At 54.8% G+C, this 24017-nt stretch carries 18 protein-coding genes; 11 read left to right on the top strand and 7 right to left on the bottom strand.

Annotation, left to right across the window (positions count from 1 at the left end):
* Positions 1 to 91 precede the first annotated feature (91 nt).
* Entirely contained in the window at positions 92 to 2557 is a 2466-nt protein-coding gene (gene priA, locus B4W65_RS12915; RefSeq protein ID WP_088655582.1) for a replication restart helicase PriA, read from the bottom strand.
* A 223-nt stretch (positions 2558 to 2780) separates the two neighbouring features.
* Between priA and B4W65_RS12910 the strand changes: the two genes are divergently transcribed.
* Positions 2781 to 3476: a hypothetical protein gene (locus tag B4W65_RS12910; protein WP_088655581.1), complete on the top strand. Its 696-nt coding sequence runs from the start codon at positions 2781 to 2783 to the stop codon at positions 3474 to 3476.
* A 134-nt stretch (positions 3477 to 3610) separates the two neighbouring features.
* Positions 3611 to 4654: a glycosyltransferase family protein gene (locus B4W65_RS12905; RefSeq protein WP_088655580.1), complete on the top strand. Its 1044-nt coding sequence runs from the start codon at positions 3611 to 3613 to the stop codon at positions 4652 to 4654.
* An 11-nt stretch (positions 4655 to 4665) separates the two neighbouring features.
* Here B4W65_RS12905 and mgtE read toward each other — a convergent pair whose 3' ends face one another.
* Both mgtE and rsmA read right to left on the bottom strand, forming a co-directional pair.
* Positions 4666 to 6030, bottom strand: a complete 1365-nt coding sequence (gene mgtE, locus B4W65_RS12900; protein ID WP_088655579.1) for a magnesium transporter — start codon at positions 6028 to 6030, stop codon at positions 4666 to 4668.
* A gap of 33 nt (positions 6031 to 6063) precedes the next feature.
* Positions 6064 to 6849, bottom strand: a complete 786-nt coding sequence (gene rsmA / locus B4W65_RS12895) for a 16S rRNA (adenine(1518)-N(6)/adenine(1519)-N(6))-dimethyltransferase RsmA (RefSeq protein WP_088655578.1) — start codon at positions 6847 to 6849, stop codon at positions 6064 to 6066.
* Positions 6850 to 6968: 119 nt separating this feature from the next.
* On the opposite strand from rsmA, the gene B4W65_RS12890 reads away from it, so the two are divergent.
* From B4W65_RS12890 to B4W65_RS12880, 3 genes are all read left to right on the top strand, one after another.
* Positions 6969 to 7952, top strand: coding sequence for a lysylphosphatidylglycerol synthase transmembrane domain-containing protein (locus tag B4W65_RS12890; protein WP_240509574.1), 984 nt, complete (start codon positions 6969 to 6971; stop codon positions 7950 to 7952).
* Positions 7949 to 8890, top strand: coding sequence for a lysylphosphatidylglycerol synthase domain-containing protein (locus tag B4W65_RS12885; RefSeq protein WP_088655576.1), 942 nt, complete (start codon positions 7949 to 7951; stop codon positions 8888 to 8890). The genes B4W65_RS12890 and B4W65_RS12885 overlap by 4 nt, the downstream gene beginning before the upstream one ends.
* A gap of 108 nt (positions 8891 to 8998) precedes the next feature.
* Positions 8999 to 9598 (top strand): bifunctional nuclease family protein, encoded by a 600-nt coding sequence (locus B4W65_RS12880; protein ID WP_088655622.1) that lies wholly within the window; start codon positions 8999 to 9001, stop codon positions 9596 to 9598.
* Between the two features lie 3 nt (positions 9599 to 9601).
* Here the strand turns inward: B4W65_RS12880 and B4W65_RS12875 are convergent, their stop codons facing one another.
* Positions 9602 to 10417 carry a hypothetical protein gene (locus B4W65_RS12875; protein ID WP_088655575.1) on the bottom strand — a complete coding sequence of 272 codons (816 nt, stop codon included), beginning with the start codon at positions 10415 to 10417 and terminating at the stop codon, positions 9602 to 9604.
* The gene (locus B4W65_RS12870) at positions 10407 to 11405 is read right to left on the bottom strand and encodes a type IV toxin-antitoxin system AbiEi family antitoxin (RefSeq protein ID WP_158522849.1); all 999 of its coding nucleotides are present in this window, start codon (positions 11403 to 11405) and stop codon (positions 10407 to 10409) included. Before B4W65_RS12870 ends, B4W65_RS12875 begins: the two co-directional genes overlap by 11 nt.
* A 226-nt stretch (positions 11406 to 11631) precedes the next feature.
* Here B4W65_RS12870 and B4W65_RS12865 point away from each other — a divergent pair, with 226 nt between their 5' ends.
* Positions 11632 to 13023, top strand: coding sequence for a NupC/NupG family nucleoside CNT transporter (locus B4W65_RS12865; RefSeq protein WP_088655573.1), 1392 nt, complete (start codon positions 11632 to 11634; stop codon positions 13021 to 13023).
* Positions 13024 to 13106: 83 nt separating this feature from the next.
* Here the strand turns inward: B4W65_RS12865 and trxA are convergent, their stop codons facing one another.
* Together trxA and dnaE are read right to left on the bottom strand one after the other, a co-directional pair.
* Positions 13107 to 13424: a thioredoxin gene (gene trxA / locus B4W65_RS12860; protein ID WP_088655572.1), complete on the bottom strand. Its 318-nt coding sequence runs from the start codon at positions 13422 to 13424 to the stop codon at positions 13107 to 13109.
* Between the two features lie 129 nt (positions 13425 to 13553).
* Positions 13554 to 17345 (bottom strand): DNA polymerase III subunit alpha, encoded by a 3792-nt coding sequence (gene dnaE / locus B4W65_RS12855; protein WP_088655571.1) that lies wholly within the window; start codon positions 17343 to 17345, stop codon positions 13554 to 13556.
* Between the two features lie 287 nt (positions 17346 to 17632).
* Between dnaE and B4W65_RS12845 the strand changes: the two genes are divergently transcribed.
* Genes B4W65_RS12845 through B4W65_RS12825 form a run of 5 tightly spaced genes read left to right on the top strand, consistent with a single transcriptional unit; the run spans position 17633 to position 23839 of the window.
* Positions 17633 to 18847, top strand: a complete 1215-nt coding sequence (locus B4W65_RS12845) for a glycoside hydrolase family 27 protein (protein ID WP_088655569.1) — start codon at positions 17633 to 17635, stop codon at positions 18845 to 18847.
* Between the two features lie 22 nt (positions 18848 to 18869).
* The gene (locus tag B4W65_RS12840; protein WP_088655568.1) at positions 18870 to 19985 is read left to right on the top strand and encodes a glycoside hydrolase family 26 protein; all 1116 of its coding nucleotides are present in this window, start codon (positions 18870 to 18872) and stop codon (positions 19983 to 19985) included.
* Between the two features lie 2 nt (positions 19986 to 19987).
* A complete protein-coding gene (locus tag B4W65_RS12835; protein ID WP_088655567.1) occupies positions 19988 to 21163 on the top strand; it encodes a glycoside hydrolase family 130 protein in 1176 nt (391 codons plus the stop codon).
* A 19-nt stretch (positions 21164 to 21182) separates the two neighbouring features.
* The gene (locus B4W65_RS12830) at positions 21183 to 22436 is read left to right on the top strand and encodes an AGE family epimerase/isomerase (RefSeq protein ID WP_262487819.1); all 1254 of its coding nucleotides are present in this window, start codon (positions 21183 to 21185) and stop codon (positions 22434 to 22436) included.
* A gap of 2 nt (positions 22437 to 22438) precedes the next feature.
* Entirely contained in the window at positions 22439 to 23839 is a 1401-nt protein-coding gene (locus B4W65_RS12825; RefSeq protein WP_088655566.1) for an MFS transporter, read from the top strand.
* Positions 23840 to 24017 lie beyond the last annotated feature (178 nt).

Raw genomic sequence — 24017 nt, 5'->3', positions numbered from 1 at the left:
GATCTTCCACCACCAAAAATACAACGCCCCCGTCCCTTAGTTTCGGTCAAAAAGTAAAAATACTGTGCAAAAGGTACAAAAAACACCGTATTTACATAGGATCCACATCGGCCGCCACCTGCACATAGCGCCAACTTTGAGTAGCCAGCACCCGGTTGATGCAATCCTGCATCAGCTCCTTGGCCTTCACCGTAGAAGCCTGGCGCTCCAGCTTCAGCATAATTTTTTGCAAATGCACATCCTGAATACGTGCCACCGGCGGTTCCTGGGGTCCCAGCACCCGATTGCCAAAAACCTCGCGCAGAAAATGCGCCAGCGCCTGGGCCGCCCCCTGGGCCGTTTGCCGCTGCTTGTGCTTCACCGTGAGATACACCAAACGGTAAAAAGGCGGGTATTTGAACTGCTCGCGCTCGGCCAGCTGTTCGGCATAAAAGCCGGCGAAATCGTTGTTGCGCACCCGCGCAATCACCGGATGCTCCGGATCGCTGGTCTGTAAGACCACCGTACCCCGGCGATTTTTACGGCCGGCGCGACCGCTCACCTGCGCCATCATTTGGTAGCTGCGTTCAAAAGCCCTGAAATCGGGATTGTTGAGCATCCCGTCGGCATTCAAAATACCCACCACACTCACCCGGTCAAAATCGAGTCCCTTCGTCACCATTTGCGTACCCACCAAAACATCGAGCTTCCCCTGCTCAAAAGCCCCTATCAAGTCCTCATAGCCCTTTTTCGACCGCGTGGTATCGTAGTCCATCCGCCCCACCCGCACCCCGGGCAACAACGCCTGAATCTCCTCCTCAATTTTTTGCGTGCCAAAACCCTTCAGTTGCAGCGAGGGATTGCCGCAGGCCTGGCAGACCGTGTGCACCGGTTCGGTGTAGCCGCAGTAGTGGCACACCAACTGATGAATGCCCTTATGGTAGGTCATGCTCACATCGCAGTGTTTGCAGCGCGAAATCCAGGCACAGACCGTACACTCCAGATAAGGGGCAAAGCCTCTCCGGTTCTGGAACAGAATGATCTGTTCGTGCCGCTCCAGGGCATCCTGCATCAGCGCCACCAGCTGGGGCGAAAAAGGACCCGTCATCCGCTTCTTGCGTTGCTCGTCGCGCGTATTCACCACCACCACCTCCGGCAACTGCAAACCCTCGTGCCGCGTCGCCAGCTCCACCAGCCCATATTTTCCCGTCTCCGCATTGTAATAACTCTCCATCGACGGGGTAGCCGTACCCAGCAACACCTGCGCCCCAAAGTGGCGTCCCAGCACCAGCGCCACATCCCGGGCATGGTAGCGCGGGGCCGGATCAAACTGCTTAAAAGAATGCTCGTGTTCCTCATCCACAATAATCAGTCCCAGCGCCTTAAAAGGCAAAAACACCGCCGAGCGCACACCCAAAATCACCTGGTAAGGCTGCTCACCCAGGAGGTTTTGCCAGACCTCCACCCTTTCGGCATCGGAAAAACGGGAGTGGTAAATCCCCAGCTTATCGCCAAAGTGGGCCTTCAGGCGACTCGTAATCTGGGTCGTCAAAGCAATTTCGGGCAAGAGGTACAAGGCCTGGCGGTCCGACTGCAAAACCTCTTCGATCAGATGAATGTAGAGCTCGGTCTTCCCGCTGGAGGTCACCCCGTGCAAAAGTACCGGCTTGTCGGGCGACAGCTGTTCCCGCACCTGTTCCAGGGCTTTGGTCTGCACCTCCGAAAGCGCCTTCTTCTCCTGCAGCTCCACCCTTTCCTGCGCAAGTCGCGAGACCTCCCGCTGCTCCTGCACCAGGGTTCCCTTCTTCAACAACTCCGACAGCGCCCCGGCGCCCCCTTCCACCAAGTCGAGCAACTCCTTGCGCCATAAGCCGGCACCCGCCATCACCGACTCCACCCCGCCGGCCTTCTGCACAAAAGTCATCAGTACCTGCAACTGCTTGGGAGCCCGCCCCAAAGCATCAAAGGCATCGCGCATGCCGTTCTCACTGCGCGCCCCTTCGGCAAGCTGAATAAAAGCCTCCTCGCGGGCACGGTAAGCCGCATTCAGGCGCTCATGCACAAACACCGCCTCCATATCCATCAAAGCCTTAACCAGGCCATAACAGTTTTTCAATCCCGTAAGCTCATTGAGTCGCCCAATGGTCGTGTGCTTCTCGCGACTCAGAAAATCCAACACCAGCAAAGCCTTTTCGGGCAAATCCGTCTCCTGCTCAAAGTCCGCATTATAGTACACCCGCGTTTCGCTCTCCAGCTTGAGGCCCGAGGGCAGCGCTGCCTTATAAATCTCACCCAAAGTACACTGGTAATAATCGGCCATCCACTGCCACAGCTTCAACTGCGCAGCAAGCACCACCGGTCCCCCCTCCAGCACACTTTGCAACGGCTTGCAGGCATAGGCCTGCGGCGCCTCGTGGTGCAGGCGAAACACCACCCCCGACAGCAGCTTCTTTTTGCCAAAAGAAACCACCACACGACAGCCCGTCTCCAGTCCCCCCGCCAACTCAGGCGGCACACTGTAAGTAAACAAGCGCGGCAGCGGCACCGGCAAAACAATATCGGCAAACAAATCGGGCATATTCAGCGAAGTTTGAAACAAAGGCTAAAGATACAAAAAGCAAGGCGGAGGCCCTCGTCAAAAAAACACTAAAAAAAAGCCGGTCGCCGTACGTGCCCCCTAGTTTCTGATTGTCATAAACTTGTAAGACAAACATAACACAGTCTTAACCTTGCATTGACAAGCTGCTTGCCCCATCTGCTTATTTTTACCCCGGAATATCAGAACAAGCACAAAAACGCATATGCAAACAACCGCTATAAACCGTCCCAACGCCATGATGTACCCGGGTAACAACGACTTTCTGGAGGCAGGAAAAGTGCTGATGGAAGAAGAAATGGACAGCCAAGTCCTACAGATGTGGTCCAAAACCAGCATCCGGTCCGACCGCTTTTACCAGACCGGTTTTGAGACCATCGTGTTTGATCACGAGAGTGCCTATGCTTTGGCCACCGTCCTGGCCTCCGTGCTCAGCTGGGAACAGGAAATCCTTTGGATGAGTCAAAAGTCGCACCCCAACACCAGCAGTCCCGATGCAGCCGGAGAAGTACGCCTGCACCCCCTGGCACTGGACAACCTGCAGGGACTCGAACAAGGCATAGAACAAAACCGCCTGGTGCACGCCGTCGTGCTCCAAATCGAAAGCAGCGAAGCACTGAGCGACCAGTTGATCGACCAGCTCCTGTTTCTCACCGCCCGTCACAAGCTCACCCTCATTGTACATTGCGAAGGGCCCACCCAGGCCCTCAACGACCGCTTTCACGGAGGCATCGACTACATGGTAGGCAGTCTTTCGCCCCAGCGCTCCTTTGTAGTAGCCCGCCGCAGCAAACTGGTACAGACCGAAGGGAACTCCCGCAGTTTCAACCTCGATTTGTACGCCAGCTGGCAGCGCAGCATGGCCCGCCGCAACGCCATCATCGAGCCCATGTGCGGCTGAAGCGCAAAGGCGCAGCCCAAAGTCCACATTTAACAATCACTTAGTCTCCAGTTCACCATTAATTTGCATGTCTGCCGTAACCTTGCAGTGCTGAACAAACAACAGCACAGCACCTGCTGCAAATTAATACGAACATGAAAATACTCTATGCCATACAGGGCACCGGCAACGGACACCTGGCCAGGGCCCGTGAAATTGTGCCCATTCTGCAAAACTATGCCGAAACCGACCTGCTTGTCAGCGGTTACCACAGCGAACTGACCCTTCCCTGGGAGATAAAATACAAGTTGGGGGGACTCGGTTTCACCTTCGGGAAAAACGGAGGCATCGACTACAAAAGCACCTTTTCGTCGAACTCCCTGCGGCGTTTTTTTAAGGAGGTCAAACAGCTGCCCGTGAAGGACTACGACCTGGTGCTGTCCGATTTTGAGCCCGTATCGGCCTGGGCCTGCCGACTGCGCGGCCAGCGCTGCATCGGCCTCAGTCACCAGGCTGCGGTGCTGCATCCCGCAGCACCACGACCCGCCGTCAAAGATCCCCTGGGCCGCTTTTTGTTGCGCCACTATGCCCCCACCTCTTCTTCCTTCGGCTTTCATTTTCAAAAATTTGCCCCCGGCGTTTCCACCCCCGTCATTCGCAGCGACATTCGCTCCGGTAAAGCGGGCGACAAAGGCCATTACACCGTATATCTGCCCGCCTATGCCGACCTGAGCATCATCAGCTTCCTCTCCAACTTCAGAAACATCCGCTGGGAAGTCTTCTCGAAGAATGCCCGCAGGCCCTATTCCTTTCAGGACATCCGCATCCGCCCCATCGAAAAAGAAGCCTTTACCGAAAGTTTGCTTCAATGCAGCGGCGTACTCTGCAATGCCGGCTTCGAAACCCCGGCCGAAGCCCTCTTTCTGGGAAAAAAACTCTGCGTAGTTCCCATGAAGCACCAATACGAACAGCAATGCAACGCCGCCCTCTTGCAACAAATGGGCGTTGACACGGTGCCCGATCTGCACGAAAAACATCGGGGACAAATCGAAAGCTGGTTGCAAGGGCCGGCTCCGGTCCGACAGCTCTACCCGGACAACACCCAACGCTTCATCGAAAGAATTCTGGAAGAAAGCAGCAGCTACCACATCGAATACTTCCCCATGGCCGGCGGCTTCCTGATGCCCAACCGGGGCTGAGGGCAGCCCCCCTATAGAAATACCGAAAAGAAGTAGGACGACAGAATCAGGTAGACAAACATCCCCGACAAGTCGTTAAGCGTAGTAATAAAGGGCCCCGTAGCCACCGCCGGATCAATATTGAAACGGTTCAGCAACAGGGGCAGAAAGGTGCCAAAGAGCGAGGCAAAGACCACCACCGAAAACATGGCCGTAGCCACCGTAAAGGTAATGGCATGCCCCGAGCCCAAAAAGAAGTTGTACAAAAACACCAAGACCGCCAGGGCAGAGGCATTCAGCAAGGCAATGCTCACCTCCTTAAGCAACTTGCGCCAGTTGGTATCCAGGCCCAGATTGCCCGAGGCAATCGACTGTACCATGATGGCCGAGGACTGTATGCCCACATTTCCGCCCATCGCAGCAATCAGCGGCATAAAAAAAGCCACCTCGGGATGCTCAGAAATATTGCCCTCAAAAATACTGATCACCCGCGAACCAAAAAGGCCCCCCACCAAACCAATCATCAACCAGGGAATGCGTGCACGGGTATGCCGCCACACACTGTCCGACGACTCCACATCCTCGGTAATACCCGAAGCCAACTGGTAATCCTTTTCCGCTTCCTCGCGAATAAAGTCCACCACATCGTCGATGGTAATACGCCCCACCAGGCGACCCAGACTGTCGATCACCGGCAGCACTACCAGGTCGTACTTATCCATAATGTTGGCCACCTCCTCGGAGTGCACCTCAGCGCTGACCGAAATCACATCGGGGTTATAGATGTCGCGCACCAGCGTGTCGGTCCCGCTCAACAACATCTTCTTCAGCGAAAGGGTCCCCTTGAGAATGCCGTCGTTATCGACCACATACACAAAGTACACCTCATCCACATCCTCCACCTGCCGGCGCATGCTGCGGAGACAGGTCACGATGTTCCACGACTCCTTGACCTTAATCAACTCCTTGGCCATCAAACTACCGGCCGTATCCTCCTCGTAGTTCAGCAGATCCACAATATGGCCCGCCACCGAAATGTCGTCCAAAAAGGACAGCACCTCACGCTGGCGCTCCTCATCCAGCTCCGAAAGCACATCGGCCGCATCGTCGGAGTCCATCTTATCGATGAAACGACGGGCAATCACCTCACTGGGCAGCGCCTTTAAAAAGCGCAGGCGGTCCTCCTCCTCCAGCTCAATGAGCACGTCGGCCGCCGTATCGTCGTCGATTAAAAAGTAAAGGTATTTGGCCTCCTCTATGCTCAGCTCCTCATAAATCTCAGCAATATCGGCCGGGTGCAAATCCTTAATCAGCTCCGTCAATGCGGCCTCATCCTTCTGTTCAATAAGCAGTCTGATCTGCTCAATAAACTCTCTGGTTAGTTCAAAATTGGCCATAGTCGGAAGTATTAAAGGTTACACAAAAGGGATTCACTCACAACGTGGGTGATCCTGGATCAAACGGGTCAGCTCCTGAAAGCCCTGCACCGAAAGCTGCTCGGGCCGCAGGTTAAACACCGGCAAATGCAGCACGGCATCGTGGTTAAAATCGAGTTTGCGGAGACTGTTGCGCATGGTTTTGCGCCGGTGCAAAAAAGCCGCCTTTACCACACGGATAAACAGGCGCTCATCACAGTCGAGTTGCTCCACCTGGTTGCGGGTCATGCGCAGCACCCCCGACTTTACCTTGGGCGGCGGGGTAAACACATGCTCATCTACCGTAAACAAGTACTCCACCTCAAAAAAGCTCTGCAAAAGCACACTCAGAATCCCGTACTCCTTAGAGCCCGGTCCCGATGCCATACGACGCCCCACCTCCTTTTGCACCATGCCCACCACGTAAGCAATCTGGTGCCGGTTTTCAAAAGCCTTAAAAAAAATCTGGCTCGAAATGTTGTAGGGAAAATTGCCGATGATGGAGAAACGCTCCGGGAAAAGTTGCTTAAAATCCATTTTAAGGAAGTCGCCCTCCACAATGCGCTCCTTCAACTGCGGGTAGTGTTGGTGCAAGTAGGCCACCGACTCCGAATCAATTTCCACCAAATGCAAATCCACATCGCTGCGCTCCACCAAAAACTGCGTAAGCACCCCCATTCCGGGTCCCACCTCAATCAGGTGCGCCGGCGGGGTCGGGAGACTCTCAACAATGCGGCGCGCAATATCCAAATCGTTCAGAAAATGCTGCCCCAGGTATTTTTTCGCTCTTACTTGCTTCATCGTCCATGATTAGGCCGTTTATAATATTTTGGTTGGCAGAGCAACATTTTGTAACATTGCAGGCTGAAAAGCACTGCAAAGGTAAACATTTTTGTCACTTAATTAAACAAAAACAGACTTTGAAAAAGCGCTACGCACAAGGCCTCCAGTTTCTCCTCTTTCTGCTGATCGGCGCCCTCATCCTGTGGTGGCTGTACCGCGATCAGGATCCGGCCGAACTGCTGCGGGCGCTCAAAGAAGACGTCAACTACTTTTGGATCGTAGCCGCCCTGATGGCCGGCCTCTTCAGCCACATCGTCCGCACCCTGCGCTGGCAAATGATGATAGCCCCCTTAGAAAAGCACCCCCGCTTTACCAACACCTTTTTGGCCCTCATGATTGGCTACCTGGCCAACCTCGCCATCCCCCGCATGGGCGAAGTTTCGCGTTGCGCCGTACTCAGCAAGCACGAAAACCTCTCCTTTACCCGCCTGCTGGGCACCGTAGTGGCCGAGCGCATCCTCGACATCCTCAGCATGCTCGTAGCGCTCCTGCTCGTGGTCATCCTGCAATGGGGCGTATTAAAAGGCATCGCCGGCAACAGCTTCGACTTTAGCCGCCTGTACCAATCCCTGGCCACCCCCGGTCCCTGGGTCGCCCTCTTTCTCGTGGGCGCCGCCCTCTGGTTCTTTCGCAAAACAATCAGAGCCAGTCGCTTCTTCTTTAAGCTCAAAGACCTTTGGATGAAATTCAAAGAAGGCTTTTTGTCCTTCCGGCGCGTCGAAAACAAAGCCCTCTTTGTTTTCCATACCGTACTCATCTTCGTGCTCTACTTTGCCATGATGTACCTCAACTTCTTCGCCTTTCCCTACACCGCCCATCTGAGTCCCCTGGCCAGTCTCACCGTCTTCGTATTCGGCACCCTGGCCATGGTAGCCCCCGTGCAGGGCGGCATCGGCCCCTGGCACTTCATGGTCATCACCGCCCTGCTGGCCTACGGCATCGACGCCGGCCAGGCCGGCATCTTTGCCCTGGTGGTACACGGCGCCCTCAACCTCATGATTCTGGTCTTCGGCCTCCTCTCCCTGCTCGTGCTTCCCTTCGTCAACAAGGCCAAAGCATGAGTCGCACCCGCCGCATCGGCACCTGGGTGCAAGTCCTCCTCTCGGTCCTTGCCTTCGGCTACATCGTATGGCGCCTGCAGCAGTTCCACAATTGGGAAGTCTTTGGCCGCCAGCTGCAACAAAATACAGGGGGACTGGTCCTGGTGCTGCTCCTGCAAGTACTGCTGGCCGCCCTGAACATCGCCCTCGAAAGCCTCAAATGGCAGCAGCTTAAAGGGGGACTCCTCCACCAAAGCTTCGGCAGCACCCTGCGGCAGGTGCTGAAGGGACTGCAATCGGGACTGGTGACGCCGGCCCGCGCCGGCGACCCCTTTATGAAAGCCTGGCTGCTGCCACGGGGACTGCGTACCCAGGCCTTTTTGCGTTCTCTGGCCGGGAGTTTTTTACAAAACATGGTGCTGATGGCCGGCGGCTTTGTCGGATTGCTGTGGCTGCAAAGCGGGGGACTGCCACAGACGCTGGCAGACTTCGGCCGGGAGTTGCTCCGCTGGACCACCCTGGCGCTGATCCTGGTACTGGTCCTGGCCCTGCTCCTGGTCGCCTTTTGGCCCCGCCTGCGCACCAGGCCCCAATGGCGACAGCAGATACAGGCCCTCGCCCAACTGGGCCGGGGACGACTGCTCAAAATCATGGCCCTCACCCTGCTGCGCTACGCCACCTACCACCTCCAACTCTGGCTCATCCTCCACCACTTGGGCGTACTTCAGCACTGGAGCGACCTGGCCCTGGTCATGCTCTACTACGCCGCCCTTACCCTGCTGCCCACCATGGCGCTGACCGACCTCGGCATACGGGGCTCCATCGCCCTTTTTTTGTTTGGACTGCGCTCGGCCAACAGTCCCGCCATTGTCGGCGCCATCTTCCTCATCTGGTGCCTCAATCTGGCCCTGCCCGCCCTCCTTTCGGCAGTACTGCCCCCCAGGCGCCCACCCGAATAATATGTTGGGAGACTTAGTCAACTTAAAACTAAATTCCTATATTTGCTCAAACAGGGATTTTATCCCCGATATACGTATGCGCTGACTCAGGCAGAAAAGGACCGTTACATGAACAAAAAGAAAATAAAACTCAACATACTCGGACTATCCTATTCGCAAACCCAATCGGGTGCCTACGCCCTGGTGCTGGCCGAAGAGGAAGGCGAACGACGCATCCCCATCATCATAGGCGGCGTAGAAGCGCAATCCATCGCCATTAAACTGGAGGGACTGGAACCCCCGCGCCCCCTCACCCACGATTTGTTTTTGAGTTTTGCCAAAGCCTTTGAAGTACAGCTGCTCGAAGTGGTCATTTACAAACTCGAAGAAGGCATCTTCTACTCCGAGCTCGTCTGCGTAAAAGGCGAAGACATCGTGCGCATCGACTCCCGCACCTCCGATGCGGTAGCCCTGGCCCTGCGCTTCAACTGCCCCATCTACACCTACGAAGACATTCTGGCCAAGGCCGGCATCGTGCTTGACTTTGGCGACAGCAAAGAAAGCACCAAAACCACCCCGCCCCGTCCCGCAGGCACGCCCCGCTCCGGCAGTCCCCTGGCCAACAAGAGCCTCGAGGAACTCCAGACCATGCTCGACCAGGCCGTAGGCGAAGAAAACTACGAAAAAGCCTCCGAAATACGCGACGAAATCAAACGCCGCGAGAAATAAAGTCTAATTAAGACCCCTTAACACCAGGCTGAGAACCCGCTTCACTTTTTCAATGTCATCGAAATAAGCCTTGTTATAGTAGTGTCTACTTATTCTTCCTGCTTCATTATCTATTTCATCTTGCAGAGTTGCTTGAATCTGGTTCTTTAAAGGATTATTACCAAGTAGCTGCCCAATATCCCGGCCTGCTAACCATGCTCCAGCTTCTAATTGGAAGTCGATTTCACTAAGTTCATCCAAAAATTCAGGTGGATTCTGGTAAAAAGCGTCATCATTCAATTCAAAATAGTGGGATAAAATTTCGTAAATGTCATCAAGGTCTTTCGTCCGATCAGGCTTTTCCTTAAATGACACCAATTTCATGATTAAAAGCCCTTCCAAAGGAGAAACTTGAATCAGCGTTTCTTCATCCAGCTTCATTATATCCGGCCTCCTTAAGGCCTCCCGGAAGCCCACCACCGAGATTTCCGTTCTCCGATCAGTAAACTTCACAGTGCCCATTTCTTCCACTTCACCAAATGGGAGCAGGTCTATCACCGCGTTTGTTGAATCATGTATCAGGCGATAAGGTTCCATGACTTTTCTAAAACCCTTGTCCATCAAAATTGCAAAAACCTGGTCGTAAGTAGCAATATCAGGAAGCATAATGGCAAAATCTATATCCATTGTTCCTCTTCCTGGCCTTATGCCCTTTTCAACCAAATGAAAGTGTCGGGCTTGAGCACCGATCAAATAGAGTGGCACTTCCATTTCAGCACAAGTTGCGTCAATGAGAACAAACACCTCTTTAAACCAGGGACTTAAGTCTTTAAAACTCATGCTCTAAATATTGATTCCAGATCAGTTCCGCTGTTTCTCTACACCTATTGTCATTGGCATTCATTAAATCGGCGTACACCAAAAGGGGATGAACACAGTTATTAACCTTCACCCCTTGCATATCCCCAAACGCCTTATAAATAACAACATTCCCATCCTTGTCCGGTATCAACCTGAACTCACGCAGCAATTCCTCCCGGCTCTTCAATGTGTATAAGGTAAGCAGCCCCGGCCTGAGATAATTGGTCATCAAACTGGCAGCAGATTCTCCTCCCCACCATGTTGTTTCTTCATCCAGTTTTATAGCACTCCAGTTCGAAAAGAATGATTCATTGGAAAAACGGAATCGTCCCATGTTCAATGAAGGCTGAAGGCTTTCCTGATAAGCCACCATCCACTTCTCAAACAACTCCTTCTTCTTAATCAATTTCAGCTCCTGGGATTGGACCTTAAGCAAAAAGCCATAATCCTTTAAACCGTTATGCACATAAGCAATATTTCCATGAGCCACCCTGGCGATTGCAGCAATTTCGCGATGCGGAAGGTTTAATAAACCGGGGTCAATCAGATAATGGAATAAAACCTTTAAGCCGGTTTTGGTAAAAGCCCTGTTTCCTTTATCTTCTTTTACTTGTCTCCTGCTTTGCGTATCGATAAAAAAATAACGCCCGGCTTCATTAAAAAAAACATTTCCGTTGGCCTCCAAATAGGCCAGATTATGTTCCCGCAAAGCGTCCTTTACTTTGGGGAAAAGATATTCAGCAACAATCATAAGAGGTGAAAAGCGCTTCGCATCCTTTTCAACCTGAAGCAAGTGATGGTTTCGCAACTCCTTTCGTATGATTACATTAAATTTAACAGGCTGGTTTTCAACACTAAAAACCAGCTGTCCATCCAATCCCCCTTCTGTCGCCTCCACCCAAAGACCTCCAATTCTGGCAGTCCTTCGCAGACTATCAAGCGCCACATTTACAATTTCAGTCTTCATGACGTCCATTTTTTTTCCTGTCCACGGCCCGTGGACAAGTGATTTTTATGGACAAATATAAGTAATTCCAATACCTATTCAAATTCCACCCTATTCTTTCGATTTAAAGTTCCAATTCAGACTAGTCCATTAACCTAAATATTGGCTTAATCCGCAAACAGCTGAGGAAAATCCGGCGCAGCATTCCATTTTTTTTGTACTTTCAACGACTATTTGACGAAAGATTATGAAAAAAAGTCTGGCATTGCTTGCCCTCCTGGCCACGAGTGGGCTGCTGATGGCCCAAAACGGGGCAGATGTAACGGTTCCTGCTGTGGGACTGAGTTTTATCGGCATTCTGCGCGGTTTGTTGGGCATGGGCGTAATTATTGGTCTGGCCTGGCTGCTGAGCAGCAACCGGCGCGCCATCAACTGGAGCGTGGTGGCTAAGGGACTGGGTCTTCAGGTGGTGCTGGCCTTCAGCATCCTGTATTTGCCCTTTGTACAAGGGGTGTTCGACTTTGTGGGACGGGTATTTGTGAAAATTCTGAGCTTTACCGAAGCCGGTACCGAATTTTTGTTCAGCAGCATGGTCAGCGGCGAAATAGAATCCTCGCTCGTGAATTTTGCCATCACCATATTGCCCACCATCATCTTTTTTTCGGCCCTGACCAGCATCCTGTTTTATTACGGCGTCATACAAAAAGTGGTGTATTTTTTGGCTCTGGGTATGACCAAACTCCTGCGCCTGTCGGGAGCCGAGAGTCTCTCCGTAGCCGGCAACATCTTTCTGGGGCAGACCGAGTCGCCCCTCATGATCAAGGCCTACCTAGAGAAAATGAACCGCTCCGAAATGCTGCTGGTGATGGCCGGCGGCATGGCCACCCTGGCCGGCGGCGTACTGGCCGTGTACATTAAAGTCTTGGGCGGCGGCGATCCGGCTCAGGAACTGCTCTACGCCAAACACCTGCTGGCGGCATCCATCATGGCAGCCCCGGGCGTAGTGGTGGTGGCCAAAATGTTGCTGCCCCAGACCGAGAACATCGAAAAGGAAGTGGAAGTGAGCAAGGACCGCATCGGCAAAAACGTGCTCGACGCCATATCCAACGGCACCACCGAAGGGGTGCGACTGGCCGTGAATGTAGCCGGCATGCTGCTGGTCTTCATTGCCTTCATTGCCATGTTCAACTACCTCTTTGGCTGGCTGGGCAACCTTACGGGACTCAATGACCTTATTGCCTCGGCCACCCACGGGAGCTACGACCAGCTTTCCCTGCAATTTTTGCTGGGCTACCTCTTTGCCCCCCTCATGTGGTTGCTGGGTGTACCGGGTGCCGACATCGATCTGGTGGGCCGCGTACTGGGCGAAAAACTCATCATGACCGAATTCTTCGGTTATGTGAGTCTCGGCGAACTCAAAGAAGCCGGCCGTTTTATGCACGACAAATCCATTGTAATGGCCACCTACATACTCTGCGGCTTTGCCAACGTGGCCTCCATAGGCATACAAATCGGCGGCATCGGCTCCCTGGCCCCCGGCAAGCGTGTTTTACTCTCGCAGCTGGGAGTAAAAGCCCTGTTGGCCGGCACCCTGGCCTCCCTGCTCTCGGCCACCATCATCGGCGCCATAATGGGCTGAGGGCCCCTTTGCAACAAAGCATAAAAAAAGCGGGTGTCCGGCATTTGGCCGGGCACCCGCTTTTTTTATACGATGGTTGCCGCCTACAAAAGGGCATCGATTTTTGAAGCCAAAATGGTTTTGGGTACCGCACCCACCTGCTTGTCCACCACCTCACCATTCTTAAAAAACAAGATGGTAGGAATGTTGCGGATACCAAATTTAACGGAAGTCTCCGGATTGCTGTCCACATCCATTTTGGTAACTACCGCAGTGTCTTTGTACTCCTCGGCGAGTTCGGCCACAATAGGACCCACCATGCGGCAAGGGCCACACCACTCTGCCCAAAAATCAACCAAGACCGGTTTGTCTGCTTTCAAAACCAGTTCTTCAAAATTAGCATCAGTTACTTCAAGTGCCATAATTTCTCTTTCTAATATGATTAATACATTCCGTTTATTCGAATCAGCTGCCTTGTGCAGCCCTAAGTACCACTATAAACGTTTTATCGCAAGTCTTGTTCAAAGATATGTAATTTCGCGCATATCTGCCTAACTCAGCGACATCGAAATTTCGGGCCGGTCCTCAAAGAAGCGCAGCAGCTCAGGGGTGAGACTCACGCGCACGTTGCGCGACAAAAGCTTCACCTGCTGGTTGGGCTCCTCCTTATCGTACACCTGAAAGCGCAGCACCACCTTGCCGGCATTCTCCATCGAAAGGCGCGCCATTTCGGTCACCACCTCATGACTCAAATCCTGCAAAGCCAGGCGCAGGCACATTTCGTGCACCTGGGTCTCGAGCACCTCCGACAAAAGCGAAACCTTGTGCACCTTCACCTCCAGCTTCTCCTCGTCCTCCGGCTTCCATTTCCTGCGCGCCTGCACCTTTCCCTTAATCATCAAAAATTTTCCCGAACTGATGGGTCCAAAGAAATCGGCAAAATCCTGACCAAAAAAAGCAAACTCAAAGGAGCCCGTAAAATCCTCCAGCTTTAAAATGGCAAAACGATTGCCCTTTTTGGTGAGGCCCTCGCGCAGACCCACCACCATGCCCCCGGTGGTGAATTCCCGGCCCCTTAGCGCCTCCAAATCGTTGAGTGCATCCAGCTTTAAATTGCAAAAATTCCTAAGCTCCAGCCGGTAATCGTCCAAGGGGTGGGCCGACAAGAAAATGCCGATCAGCTCCTTTTCCCTTTCGAGTTTCTCCAGCGTGGTGTATTCGTTGCACTTGGGCAGCTCAGGCTTCTTAATCTCCACCACCATATTGGCGGCCCCAAAAAGGGAATTCTGCGTAGAAGCCTGGTCGCTCTGAAAACGGTTGCCGTAGCGCAGCAAACGCTCAATAAAAGTCCCCTCCTCCCCTTCAAAGGGCGCAAAAAACTGAGCCCGATGCGTCTTGCCCAAATTGTCGAAGCCCCCAGCCGCAGCCAAAGCCTCCAGGGCCTTTTTGTTGACCACCTGCAAGCTGATGCGCTCAATAAAATCGTACACATCCTTAAAGGGTCCCCGCGCCTCCCGTTCTCTGATGATCTCCAGCACCACGCCCTCGCCCACGCCCTTAATGGCCGCCATACCAAAGCGCAGCGCCCCCTGCTGGTTCACGGTAAACTTCAGGTGACTCTCATTCACATCGGGACCCAGCACCTCAATGCCCATGCGCTGGCACTCCTCCATAAAGGTGGTAATCTTGCTGATGTCGTTAAGGTTGCGACTCAAAACCCCCGCCATAAACTCCGCCGGATAATGCGCCTTAAGGTAGCCCGTCTGGTAAGCCAGCTGGGCATAGCACACCGAGTGCGACTTGTTGAAAGCATAACTGGCAAAAGCCTCCCAGTCCTTCCAAATCTTATCGATCACCTCCTGCGGCTTCTTATTCATGCTCTCGCAACCCGCCATGAACTCCGGATTCTTCTTACAGCCCGCATCAAACTTCTCCTTGAGCTTGGCCATCATATCGAAGATCTTTTTACCCATGGCCTTCCGCAGGGAGTCGGACTCGCCCCGGGTAAAGCCTCCCAGCTTGCGCGACAAAAGCATCACCTGCTCCTGAAACACCGTAATGCCGTAAGAGTCCTTCAAAAACGACTCCATCAGCGGATGGTCATAATTGATTTCCTCGCGTCCGTGCTTACGGGCAATAAAGTTGGGAATGTATTCCATCGGACCCGGACGGTACAAGGCATTCATCGCCACCAGGTCCTCAAAGCGGTTGGGCTGCAACTCGCGCAGGTATTTTTTCATACCGGCCGACTCAAACTGGAAGATGGCCGTTGTTTCCCCGCGACTAAAAAGCTCAAAAGTCTTTTGGTCGTCGTCGGCAATGCTGTTGATGTCCAGATCGAGGTTCTTCGACAGCTTAATGGCCTCCAGCGCCTCCTTAATGATCGACAGCGTTTTCAGTCCCAGAAAGTCCATCTTCAACAGTCCAATCGACTCCACAAAGCCCCCGTCGTACTGCGTCACCAGCAAGTTGGCCTCCTTGGCCGGCATCAGCGGAATGTGCTGATCCAGTGGATCGCGCCCAATCAACACCCCGCAGGCATGCACGCCGGTCTGCCGCACCGAACCCTCCAGCTCACAAGCCAGCTCCAGGGTTTTCAGCAGCACCTCATCGCCCTCGCCACGTCCCCTTTGCATTTCCCGCGCAAAAAGCAACTGAATCTCGAGCTTCGACGCCTCCTTATCCTTCTCCTGCGCCCGGGCACTCGCCAGCGCCTTCTCAATGGCCGCCATGGCCAGCTCCAGCGAGCCCTTCTCCTTTTCGGCCTTCAGCACCTCCTTATAGGCATTGGCCAACTTGGTCCCCGGCTTTTCCGGAATCAGTTTAGAGATGCGGTCGGTCTCCGACAAGGGCAAACGCAGCACCCGGCCCACGTCTTTGATGGCCGACTTCGCGGCCATCGTTCCGAAGGTACAAATGTGGGCCACCTTGTCCTTCCCATACTTCTGCGCCACCCAGTCGAGCACCAGGGCGCGACCATCATCGTCAAAGTCGATGTCCACATCGGGCATGGAAATACGGTCGGGATTCAAAAAACGCTCAAACAGCAAATCGTGCTTAATCGGATCCACCGCCGTAATGCCCACACAAAAAGCCACCGCCGAACCCGCCGCCGAACCACGACCGGGACCCACCAGCACCCCCATCTCACGCGCCGCATTAATAAAGTCCTGCACAATCAAAAAGTAGCCCGGAAAACCCATGGTCTTCACCGTCTCCAGCTCAAAGTCGATCCGCTCCTTCACCTCCGGTGCCAGCGGATCGCCGTAAAACTTATGCGCCCCCTTGTAAGTCAGGTGCTCCAGGTAATCGGCCTCCAGCTTCACCCGCAGCAGGTGTTCGTAATCGCCACCCAGCTTCTCATAACGCTCCGCCCCAAACTCCGCCTTCAGGTCCTCCTCCTTAAACTTTTCGAGGTAGCCCTCCCAGGTCGCAAAATCCTCCGGTATCGGAAACTCCGGCATAATGGGGTCCGAGTTCAAGTCGAACTCCTCCACCTTAGCGGCAATCTCCTGCGTGCTTTCCAAAGCCTGCGGCACATCGGCAAAGAGGGCATTCATCTCCGCCGTAGTCTTGAACCACTCCTGCCGCGTATAGCGCATACGGGTCTCGTCGTCCACATCCTTACCCGTATTCATGCATATCATAATGTCGTGCGCCTCCGCCTTATCGGCATCGGCAAAATGCACATCGTTGGCCGCCACCACCTTAACGCCCATCTCCTTCGACAAAAGCAGCAAGTGTTCGTTCACCTTAACCTGCTCGTCGTACACCTGCTCGCGCATGCGCGGATCCTCCGACGGGTGCCGCTGCAGCTCCAGGTAGTAATCCTCCCCAAACACCCCCTTGTACCAGCGAATGGCCTCCCGGGCTCCGTCGAGATCGCCCTTCATGATCTTCTGCGGCACTTCACCACCCAGACAGGCAGAAGTAACAATCAATCCCTCGTGGTACTGCGCCAACAGCTGCTTATCGATACGCGGCCGGTAAAAAAAGCCCTCCACCGAAGCAATGGAAGTCAGCTTAAGCAGATTGCGGTAACCCGTACGGTTCTTCGCCAGCAGAATCAGGTGGCGACCGCTGCGGTCGAGGTTCTTATCGCTTTTATCGGCAATGCTCCGTTCGGCCACGTAGGCCTCCACCCCCATAATGGGCTTCACCCCCTTTTTGCGACACAGGTCAAAAAACTCCTTAATCCCCAGCATATTGCCGTGGTCGGTCAGCGCCACCGCCGTCATGCCATCGGCCGCCGCCTTATTCACCAGCGCAGCCACACTGGCCTGTCCGTCAAGAATAGAATATTGAGAGTGTACGTGTAAGTGGGTAAACGGAATGTTTGCCATAATAAGGAAGTGCTAAAAAGTAAGCAATGGGTGAAAAACAAAAATAAGAAATACTCCAGAGCCGGAACAATTCTACACGACAAAAGGTTGCCGGCAAGTGTCAAGAGCCTAAACGTAAAATATTTAAGTTTTCAACAGGGGCCCAAAAGCACCCCCGTTAAAATCTTACAAGGAAGTGACCGAATTGTACTTGTCGAAGGCGCGACTTCCCTCTATTTTGCAACTGTCTTTACTCCCCAAAACCCAAAGTCCAAATTCTTAATAACCAAGCAATTAAAAAATCGGGAATGAAAAAAATCTTAAGCATCGTGGCACTTGTCCTCCTTTTTGCAGGCGCAACACAGGCACAAAAGTTTGAGGGACTGCTTACTACTCCCCCTATGGGCTGGAACAGCTGGAACAAATTTCAATGCGACATCAACGAAGACATGATACGCGAGATGGCCGACGCCCTGGTGGCCACCGGTCTCCGCGATGCCGGTTACCAATACATCGTGATCGACGACTGCTGGCATGGAGAGCGCGACAGTCTCGGTTTTATCCAAGCCCATCCGGAGCGCTTTCCTTCCGGCATGAAAGCCCTGGCCGACTATGTGCATGCCCAGGGGCTGAAAATCGGGATTTACTCCGATGCCGGCAATACCACCTGCGCCGGCTACCCCGGCAGCAGGGGCCACGAGTACCAGGACGCCCTGACCTACGCCTCGTGGGGCATCGACTATTTGAAGTACGACTGGTGCGACACCGAAGGCCTGAGTGGGGTGGGCGCCTATACCACCATGAGCGAAGCCCTGAAAGCCGCCGGTCGCCCCATCGTATTCAGTCTGTGTGACTGGGGCCACAACGAACCGTGGACCTGGGCCAAAGAAGTAGGCCATCTTTGGCGCACCACCGGCGACATCTACAACTGCTGGGACTGTGAGCACAGTCACGGCGACTGGTCGTCCTGGGGCATCTTAAAAATACTCGACATGCACCGCGAGTTCGAAATCCGCGAGTACCAGGGACCCGGTCACTTCAACGACCCCGACATGCTGCAGGTAGGCAACGGCATGAGCGTAAACGAAGACCGTGCCCACTTTGCCATCTGGGCCATGCTGTCGGCCCCGCTGATGGCCGGCAACGACATCCGCAACATGTCGCCCGAAACCCACGCCATCCTCACCAACGGCGAAGTCATTGCCGTTAACCAGGATCCCCTGGCCATTCAAGGCTTCCGCTACGCCGCAGAAGGCCAGTTGGAGACCTGGTTTAAGCCCCTGAGTGAGGGCCGTTGGGCCGTCATGTTCTTGAATCGGGGCGATGAGGATCTGCCCCTGCAGTTCGACTGGCAGGCCCACAAAGTGGTGGACGAAGTCTTTGACCGCGAGGCCGACTTTGCCACCCGGCGTTACAACTTGCGCAACGTATGGACACACAAAGATGCAGGCAACACCAAAAAAGCACTGAAAGGCAGCGTACCCGCCCGCGACGTACTGATGTTTGTCCTCGACCCCAAATAACAAACTGCTATTACCCACCAACATGAACAGCAAGTATTTAAAATACAGCAGTCTGCTTGTGGCACTCACCGGCCTCCTGGCCTGTGGGTCGCCCCAGCCGACAGAAACACCCAGCCCTGCTGAAGTCCTCATGGACCAGCTCCGCAGTCTCCAGGGCAAGGCCCTGCTTTTTGGTCACCAGGACGACCTGGCCTACGGCATAGGCTGGCAGTACGAGGAAGGCCAATCGGACGTAAAACGTACCGCCGGCGACTACCCCGCCCTATTTGGCTGGGAGTTGGGGGGACTGGAACTGGGTCGCACCAGAAACCTCGACCGGGTGCCCTTCGACAAGATGCGCAGCTTTGCCCAATGGGTGCATGCCCAGGGCGGCGTCAACACCTTCAGCTGGCACCCCTACTCGCCCGTGGATACCAGCAAAAACGCCTGGGTGGTAGATGAGCGCGTGGTTGAACACCTCCTTCCGGGAGGCAGTCACCACAGCCACTTCCTGGCCCAGGTCGATCAGCTGGCCCACTTCTTTAAGAGTCTCACCACCCCCGAAGGCGGCACCCTGCCCTTCATCTTCCGCCCCTGGCACGAAATGGACGGCGGCTGGTTTTGGTGGGGCGCCACCCTCACCGAGCCCGAAGAACTGCAGGCCCTGTTTCGCCTCACCATCGACCGCCTGCACGAGCAGGGCGTCGACAATTTTCTGGTGGCCTACTCGCCCGACCGCAACTTCAGTACCGAAGCCGAATACCTCAGCTGGTATCCGGGCGACGACTATGTGGACATCGTTGGGGTGGACAACTACTGGGATTTGAACCAGGGCGCCGAGGGCCTGTCCGCAGCCATCCAAAAACTGGAAATAGCCGTGCAGTATGCGCAGAAGACCGACAAAGTAGCGGCACTCACCGAAACGGGACTCGACCGCATAGAGCAGGCGGACTGGTACAGTGCCAATCTGGCCGGCGTGCTCGAAGCCTCGGAGCTTACCCGGCAAGCCGTTTACGTAATGGTGTGGCGCAACCACGACCTCAGCCACTTTTATGTACCCCATCCCGAGCATGAGGCGGCCGACGACTTCCGCCACTTTGTAGGCGGCGAGCGCTACCTCCTGCTCAGCGACTGGCAGCAATTCAAAAACAAGAACTAAATATGCAAAACCAAGCATTTGAACAGCGGCTCAAGCAGATCCGCACAGCCCATGAAAGTCTGCTCCAGCGCCCCAACCAGGTGCTCTTCAGCAGCAACGGCATTTACCAGCGCTGCGTTAATCCCGTAGTAACGCGCGACCACATTCCGCTGCACTGGCGCTACGACCTGAACCCCCAACGCAATCCGCATTTGATGGAGCGCATCGGCTACAACGCCACCTTCAACGCCGGCGCCATGAAGTGGGGCGACAAGTACCTGCTGGCCGTAAGGGTCGAAGGCAACGACCGAAAATCCTTCTTCGCCATAGCTGAGAGTCCCAACGGCATCGACAACTTTCGCTTTTGGGACCGTCCCCTGACCCTGCCCGAGACCGACGAGCCCGACACCAACGTGTACGACATGCGTTTGACCAAACACGACGACGGCTGGGTGTACGGCGTATTCTGCACCGAGCGGAAGGATCCCAATGCCCCCAATGGCGACACCAGCAGCGCAGTAGCTGCTGCGGGCATCGCCCGCAGCAAGGACCTCATCACCTGGGAGCGCTTGCCCGACCTCGTTTCGACCACCGGACAGCAGCGCAACGTCGTGCTCTTCCCCCACCTCGTTGACGGACAGTATGCCTTTTACACCCGTCCCCAGGACGGCTTCATCGACACCGGCAAAGGCGGCGGCATCGGCTTTGGCCTCTGCGCCAACATCGAAAAGCCCGAAGTCAAAGAAGAACTGATTGTAGACCCCAAGACCTACCACACCATTTACGAAGTAAAAAACGGTCTGGGTCCCGCCCCCATCCGCACCGACAAAGGCTGGCTGCAACTGGCCCACGGCGTGCGCAACACCGCTGCGGGACTGCGCTACACCCTCTACCTGTTTATGACCGACCTGGAAAAACCCTGGGTAGTCACCCACAAACCCGCCGGCCACTTTATTGCGCCGCAGGACTGGGAGCGGGTCGGCGACGTGTCCAACGTGGTCTTCTCCAACGGCTGGATAGCCGACGACGACGGCCGCGTACTCATATACTACGCCGCCTCCGACACCCGCATGCACGTAGCCCTGTCGAGCATCGATCAGCTGGTGGACTACTGCATCAACACCCCGCAGGACGAGCTGCGCAGCGCCGCCTCGGTGCAGCGCATCAACCGGCTGATCGACCAGAACAAAGCACAATAAACACAATTCATTCACACCGATGGCAGCAGCAGGGGCCCGAGCCCCTGCTGCCACCTCTCAGCACCAGGCGCCCATGAGCAGAAAAACCAGCATCGTAGGAGCAGACTTGCTCCAGGCCTACAAAGACATCCTCCACTTTTGGCAGGAGCACAGCATCGACCACCAGCAAGATGGTTTCTACGGTGAACTAGACCCCCGGGGTCAGCCCGTACCCGGAGCCGAAAAAGGCCTCGTACTCAACGCCCGCATCTTGTGGACCTTTGCCTCGGCCTACAACTTTTTAAAAGACCCCGCCTACCTGCAAAGCGCCCGGCGCGCCTACGACTACCTGTGGCAACACTTTTGGGACCGGGAACACGGCGGCCTTTATTGGAGCGCAGATGCCCGGGGCCAGATGAAAAACGGCCGCAAGCAAATCTACGGCCAGGGCTTCGCCATTTACGGACTGGCCGAATACTACCGCGCCAGCGGCGATCCCGAGAGTCTCCAACGCGCCATCCAGCTCTTTGAACTGATAGAAAAGCACAGCTTTGACGCCACCCACGGCGGCTACCTCGAAGCCCGCGACCGCGACTGGCGACCGCTGGCCGACCTGCGCCTGAGCGCCAAAGACGCCAACGAGCCCAAGTCGATGAACACCCACCTGCACATCATCGAACCCTACACCAATCTCTATCGCGTATGGCCCGATGCCCGTCTGGCACAGCAAATCGAAGGCCTCCTGCGCGTATTCACCGACCACATTACCGACCCCCAAAGCGGCCACTTCCACCTGTTTTTTGACCACGATTGGAGCGTACGCTCCAGCATGGTATCTTACGGGCACGACATTGAAGGCGCCTGGCTGCTGAACGAAGCCGCCGAAATCCTTGGGAAGCCCGACCTCATCGGCCAAGTAAAAAACCTGAGTCAGCGCTTGGCCCAAGCCACCCTCAACGAAGCTTTGGCCCCCGACGGCTCACTGTATTACGAAAAAGAACTATCTTCGAATCACCTGGAAACCGACCGCCACTGGTGGGTACAAGCCGAAGCCATGGTAGGCTTTACCGACGCCTGGCAAAAAAGCGGCGACCCGCGCTACCTGCAGCAGGCCGAAGTACTTTGGGACTACATCCGCGAAAAGCTGATAGACACCCGCGGCGGCGAATGGTTCCTGCGCATTGGTCCCGACGGAAAGCCCGTGCTTTCCGACCCCAAAGCCGGTTTCTGGAAATGCCCCTATCACAACACCCGCGCCCTCATGGAAATGTACCAACGCCTAAATAAAGCCTGAAAATGATGAAGCCCCAAAAAGTCAGCCTCAAAGAAAAAATCGGATACGGATTCGGCGACGCCGCCTCCTCCATGTTCTGGAAAATCTTCACCTTTTACCTCGCCATTTTTTACACCGACGTATTTGGCATACCCGCCGCAGCCGCCGGCACCATGTTTTTAGTCACCCGCATTTGGGACACCGCCAACGACCCCCTCATGGGCATCATTAGCGACCGCACCAACACCCGCTGGGGCAAATTTCGCCCCTACCTGCTGTGGATAGCCGGACCCTTCGCCCTCATAGGCGTACTCCTCTTCACCACCCCCCAGCTCGACCTGCAGGGCAAAATCGTTTACGCCTACATCACCTACACCCTTATGATGATGGCCTACACCGCCATTAACGTACCCTACGCCAGTCTGCTCGGCGTAATGACCGCCGACGGCAACGAGCGCACCAGCTTCGCCTCCTACCGCATGGTCTTCGCCTTTGGCGGCAGTCTGCTGGTCGTAGCCCTGTTTCAGCCCATGGTCGACTTCTTTGCCGGCTCCGTAGCCCTGCCCACCGCCTACCAGCTCACCATGGTCGTCATCGGCAGCATCGCCGTAGGCTTTTTCCTGCTCACCTTTTCGTGGACCCGCGAGCGCATCACCCCACCCAAAGAGCAGAAAAACAACCTGAAAGAAGACCTCCGCAACCTGGCCAAAAACGGCCCCTGGTTCATCCTTCTGGGCGCCGGCGTAGCCACCCTCATCTTCAACTCCGTGCGCGACGGCGTAGCCATGTACTACTTTAAGTACTACATAGCCGACGACCACGTACGCGAATCGGCCATCCACTTCTCCAAAATGACCATCGCCTACAGCACCTTCTACCTGTTTTTAGGTCAGGCCACCAACATGATTGGCGTCATCATGGCCAAGCCCATATCCGCCCTCCTCGGCAAGCGCCGCACCTTTATGTTCGCCATGTTTGCCGCCGCCGCCCTCAGCGTAGTATTCCAGCTCACCAGCAAAGGCGACCTCCTGCTCATTTACAGTCTGCAAGCCCTCATCAGCTTCTGCGCCGGCATCATCTTCCCCCTGCTGTGGTCGATGTACGCCGATGCCGCCGACTACTCCCAATGGACAACCGGACGCCGCGCCACCGGCCTCGTATTCTCCGCCAGCAGCATGACCCAAAAACTAGGCTGGACCCTCGGCGGCTCCCTCACCCTCTGGCTCCTGGCCATCTACGGCTTCGAAGCCAACGCCGCCCAAAGCCCCGAAACCCTTAAAGGCATCAAATACATGATGGGCATCGTACCCGCCGCCGCTGCATTAATTTCAGGCTTATTCATGATTTTTTACAAGCTGAGCGACCAAAAAATGACCCAAATCATCGCCGACCTCGAAAGCCAACGCGCCGCCGAAAACAGCTGAACCCCACCAAAAGCCCTGGAGCCGGGACCCTTGCAAGTCCCGGCTCACGTGGCCTCCCCACAAAAAAACTACCCCCACCACAAAAAATAAGGTATTAAACCTTTTGTTCATTGTTAATTTTTGTCTAGTTTTGTGCCCGAATCGGAACAAGACCTTCCGATTTAGAAAAATCACCTTT

This window comes from Geofilum rhodophaeum (assembly GCF_002210225.1).
Lineage (GTDB): Bacteria > Bacteroidota > Bacteroidia > Bacteroidales > Marinilabiliaceae > Geofilum > Geofilum rhodophaeum.
The sequence above is the reverse complement of the archived record's forward strand: the minus strand, read 5'-3'. Positions and strand labels throughout refer to the sequence as shown.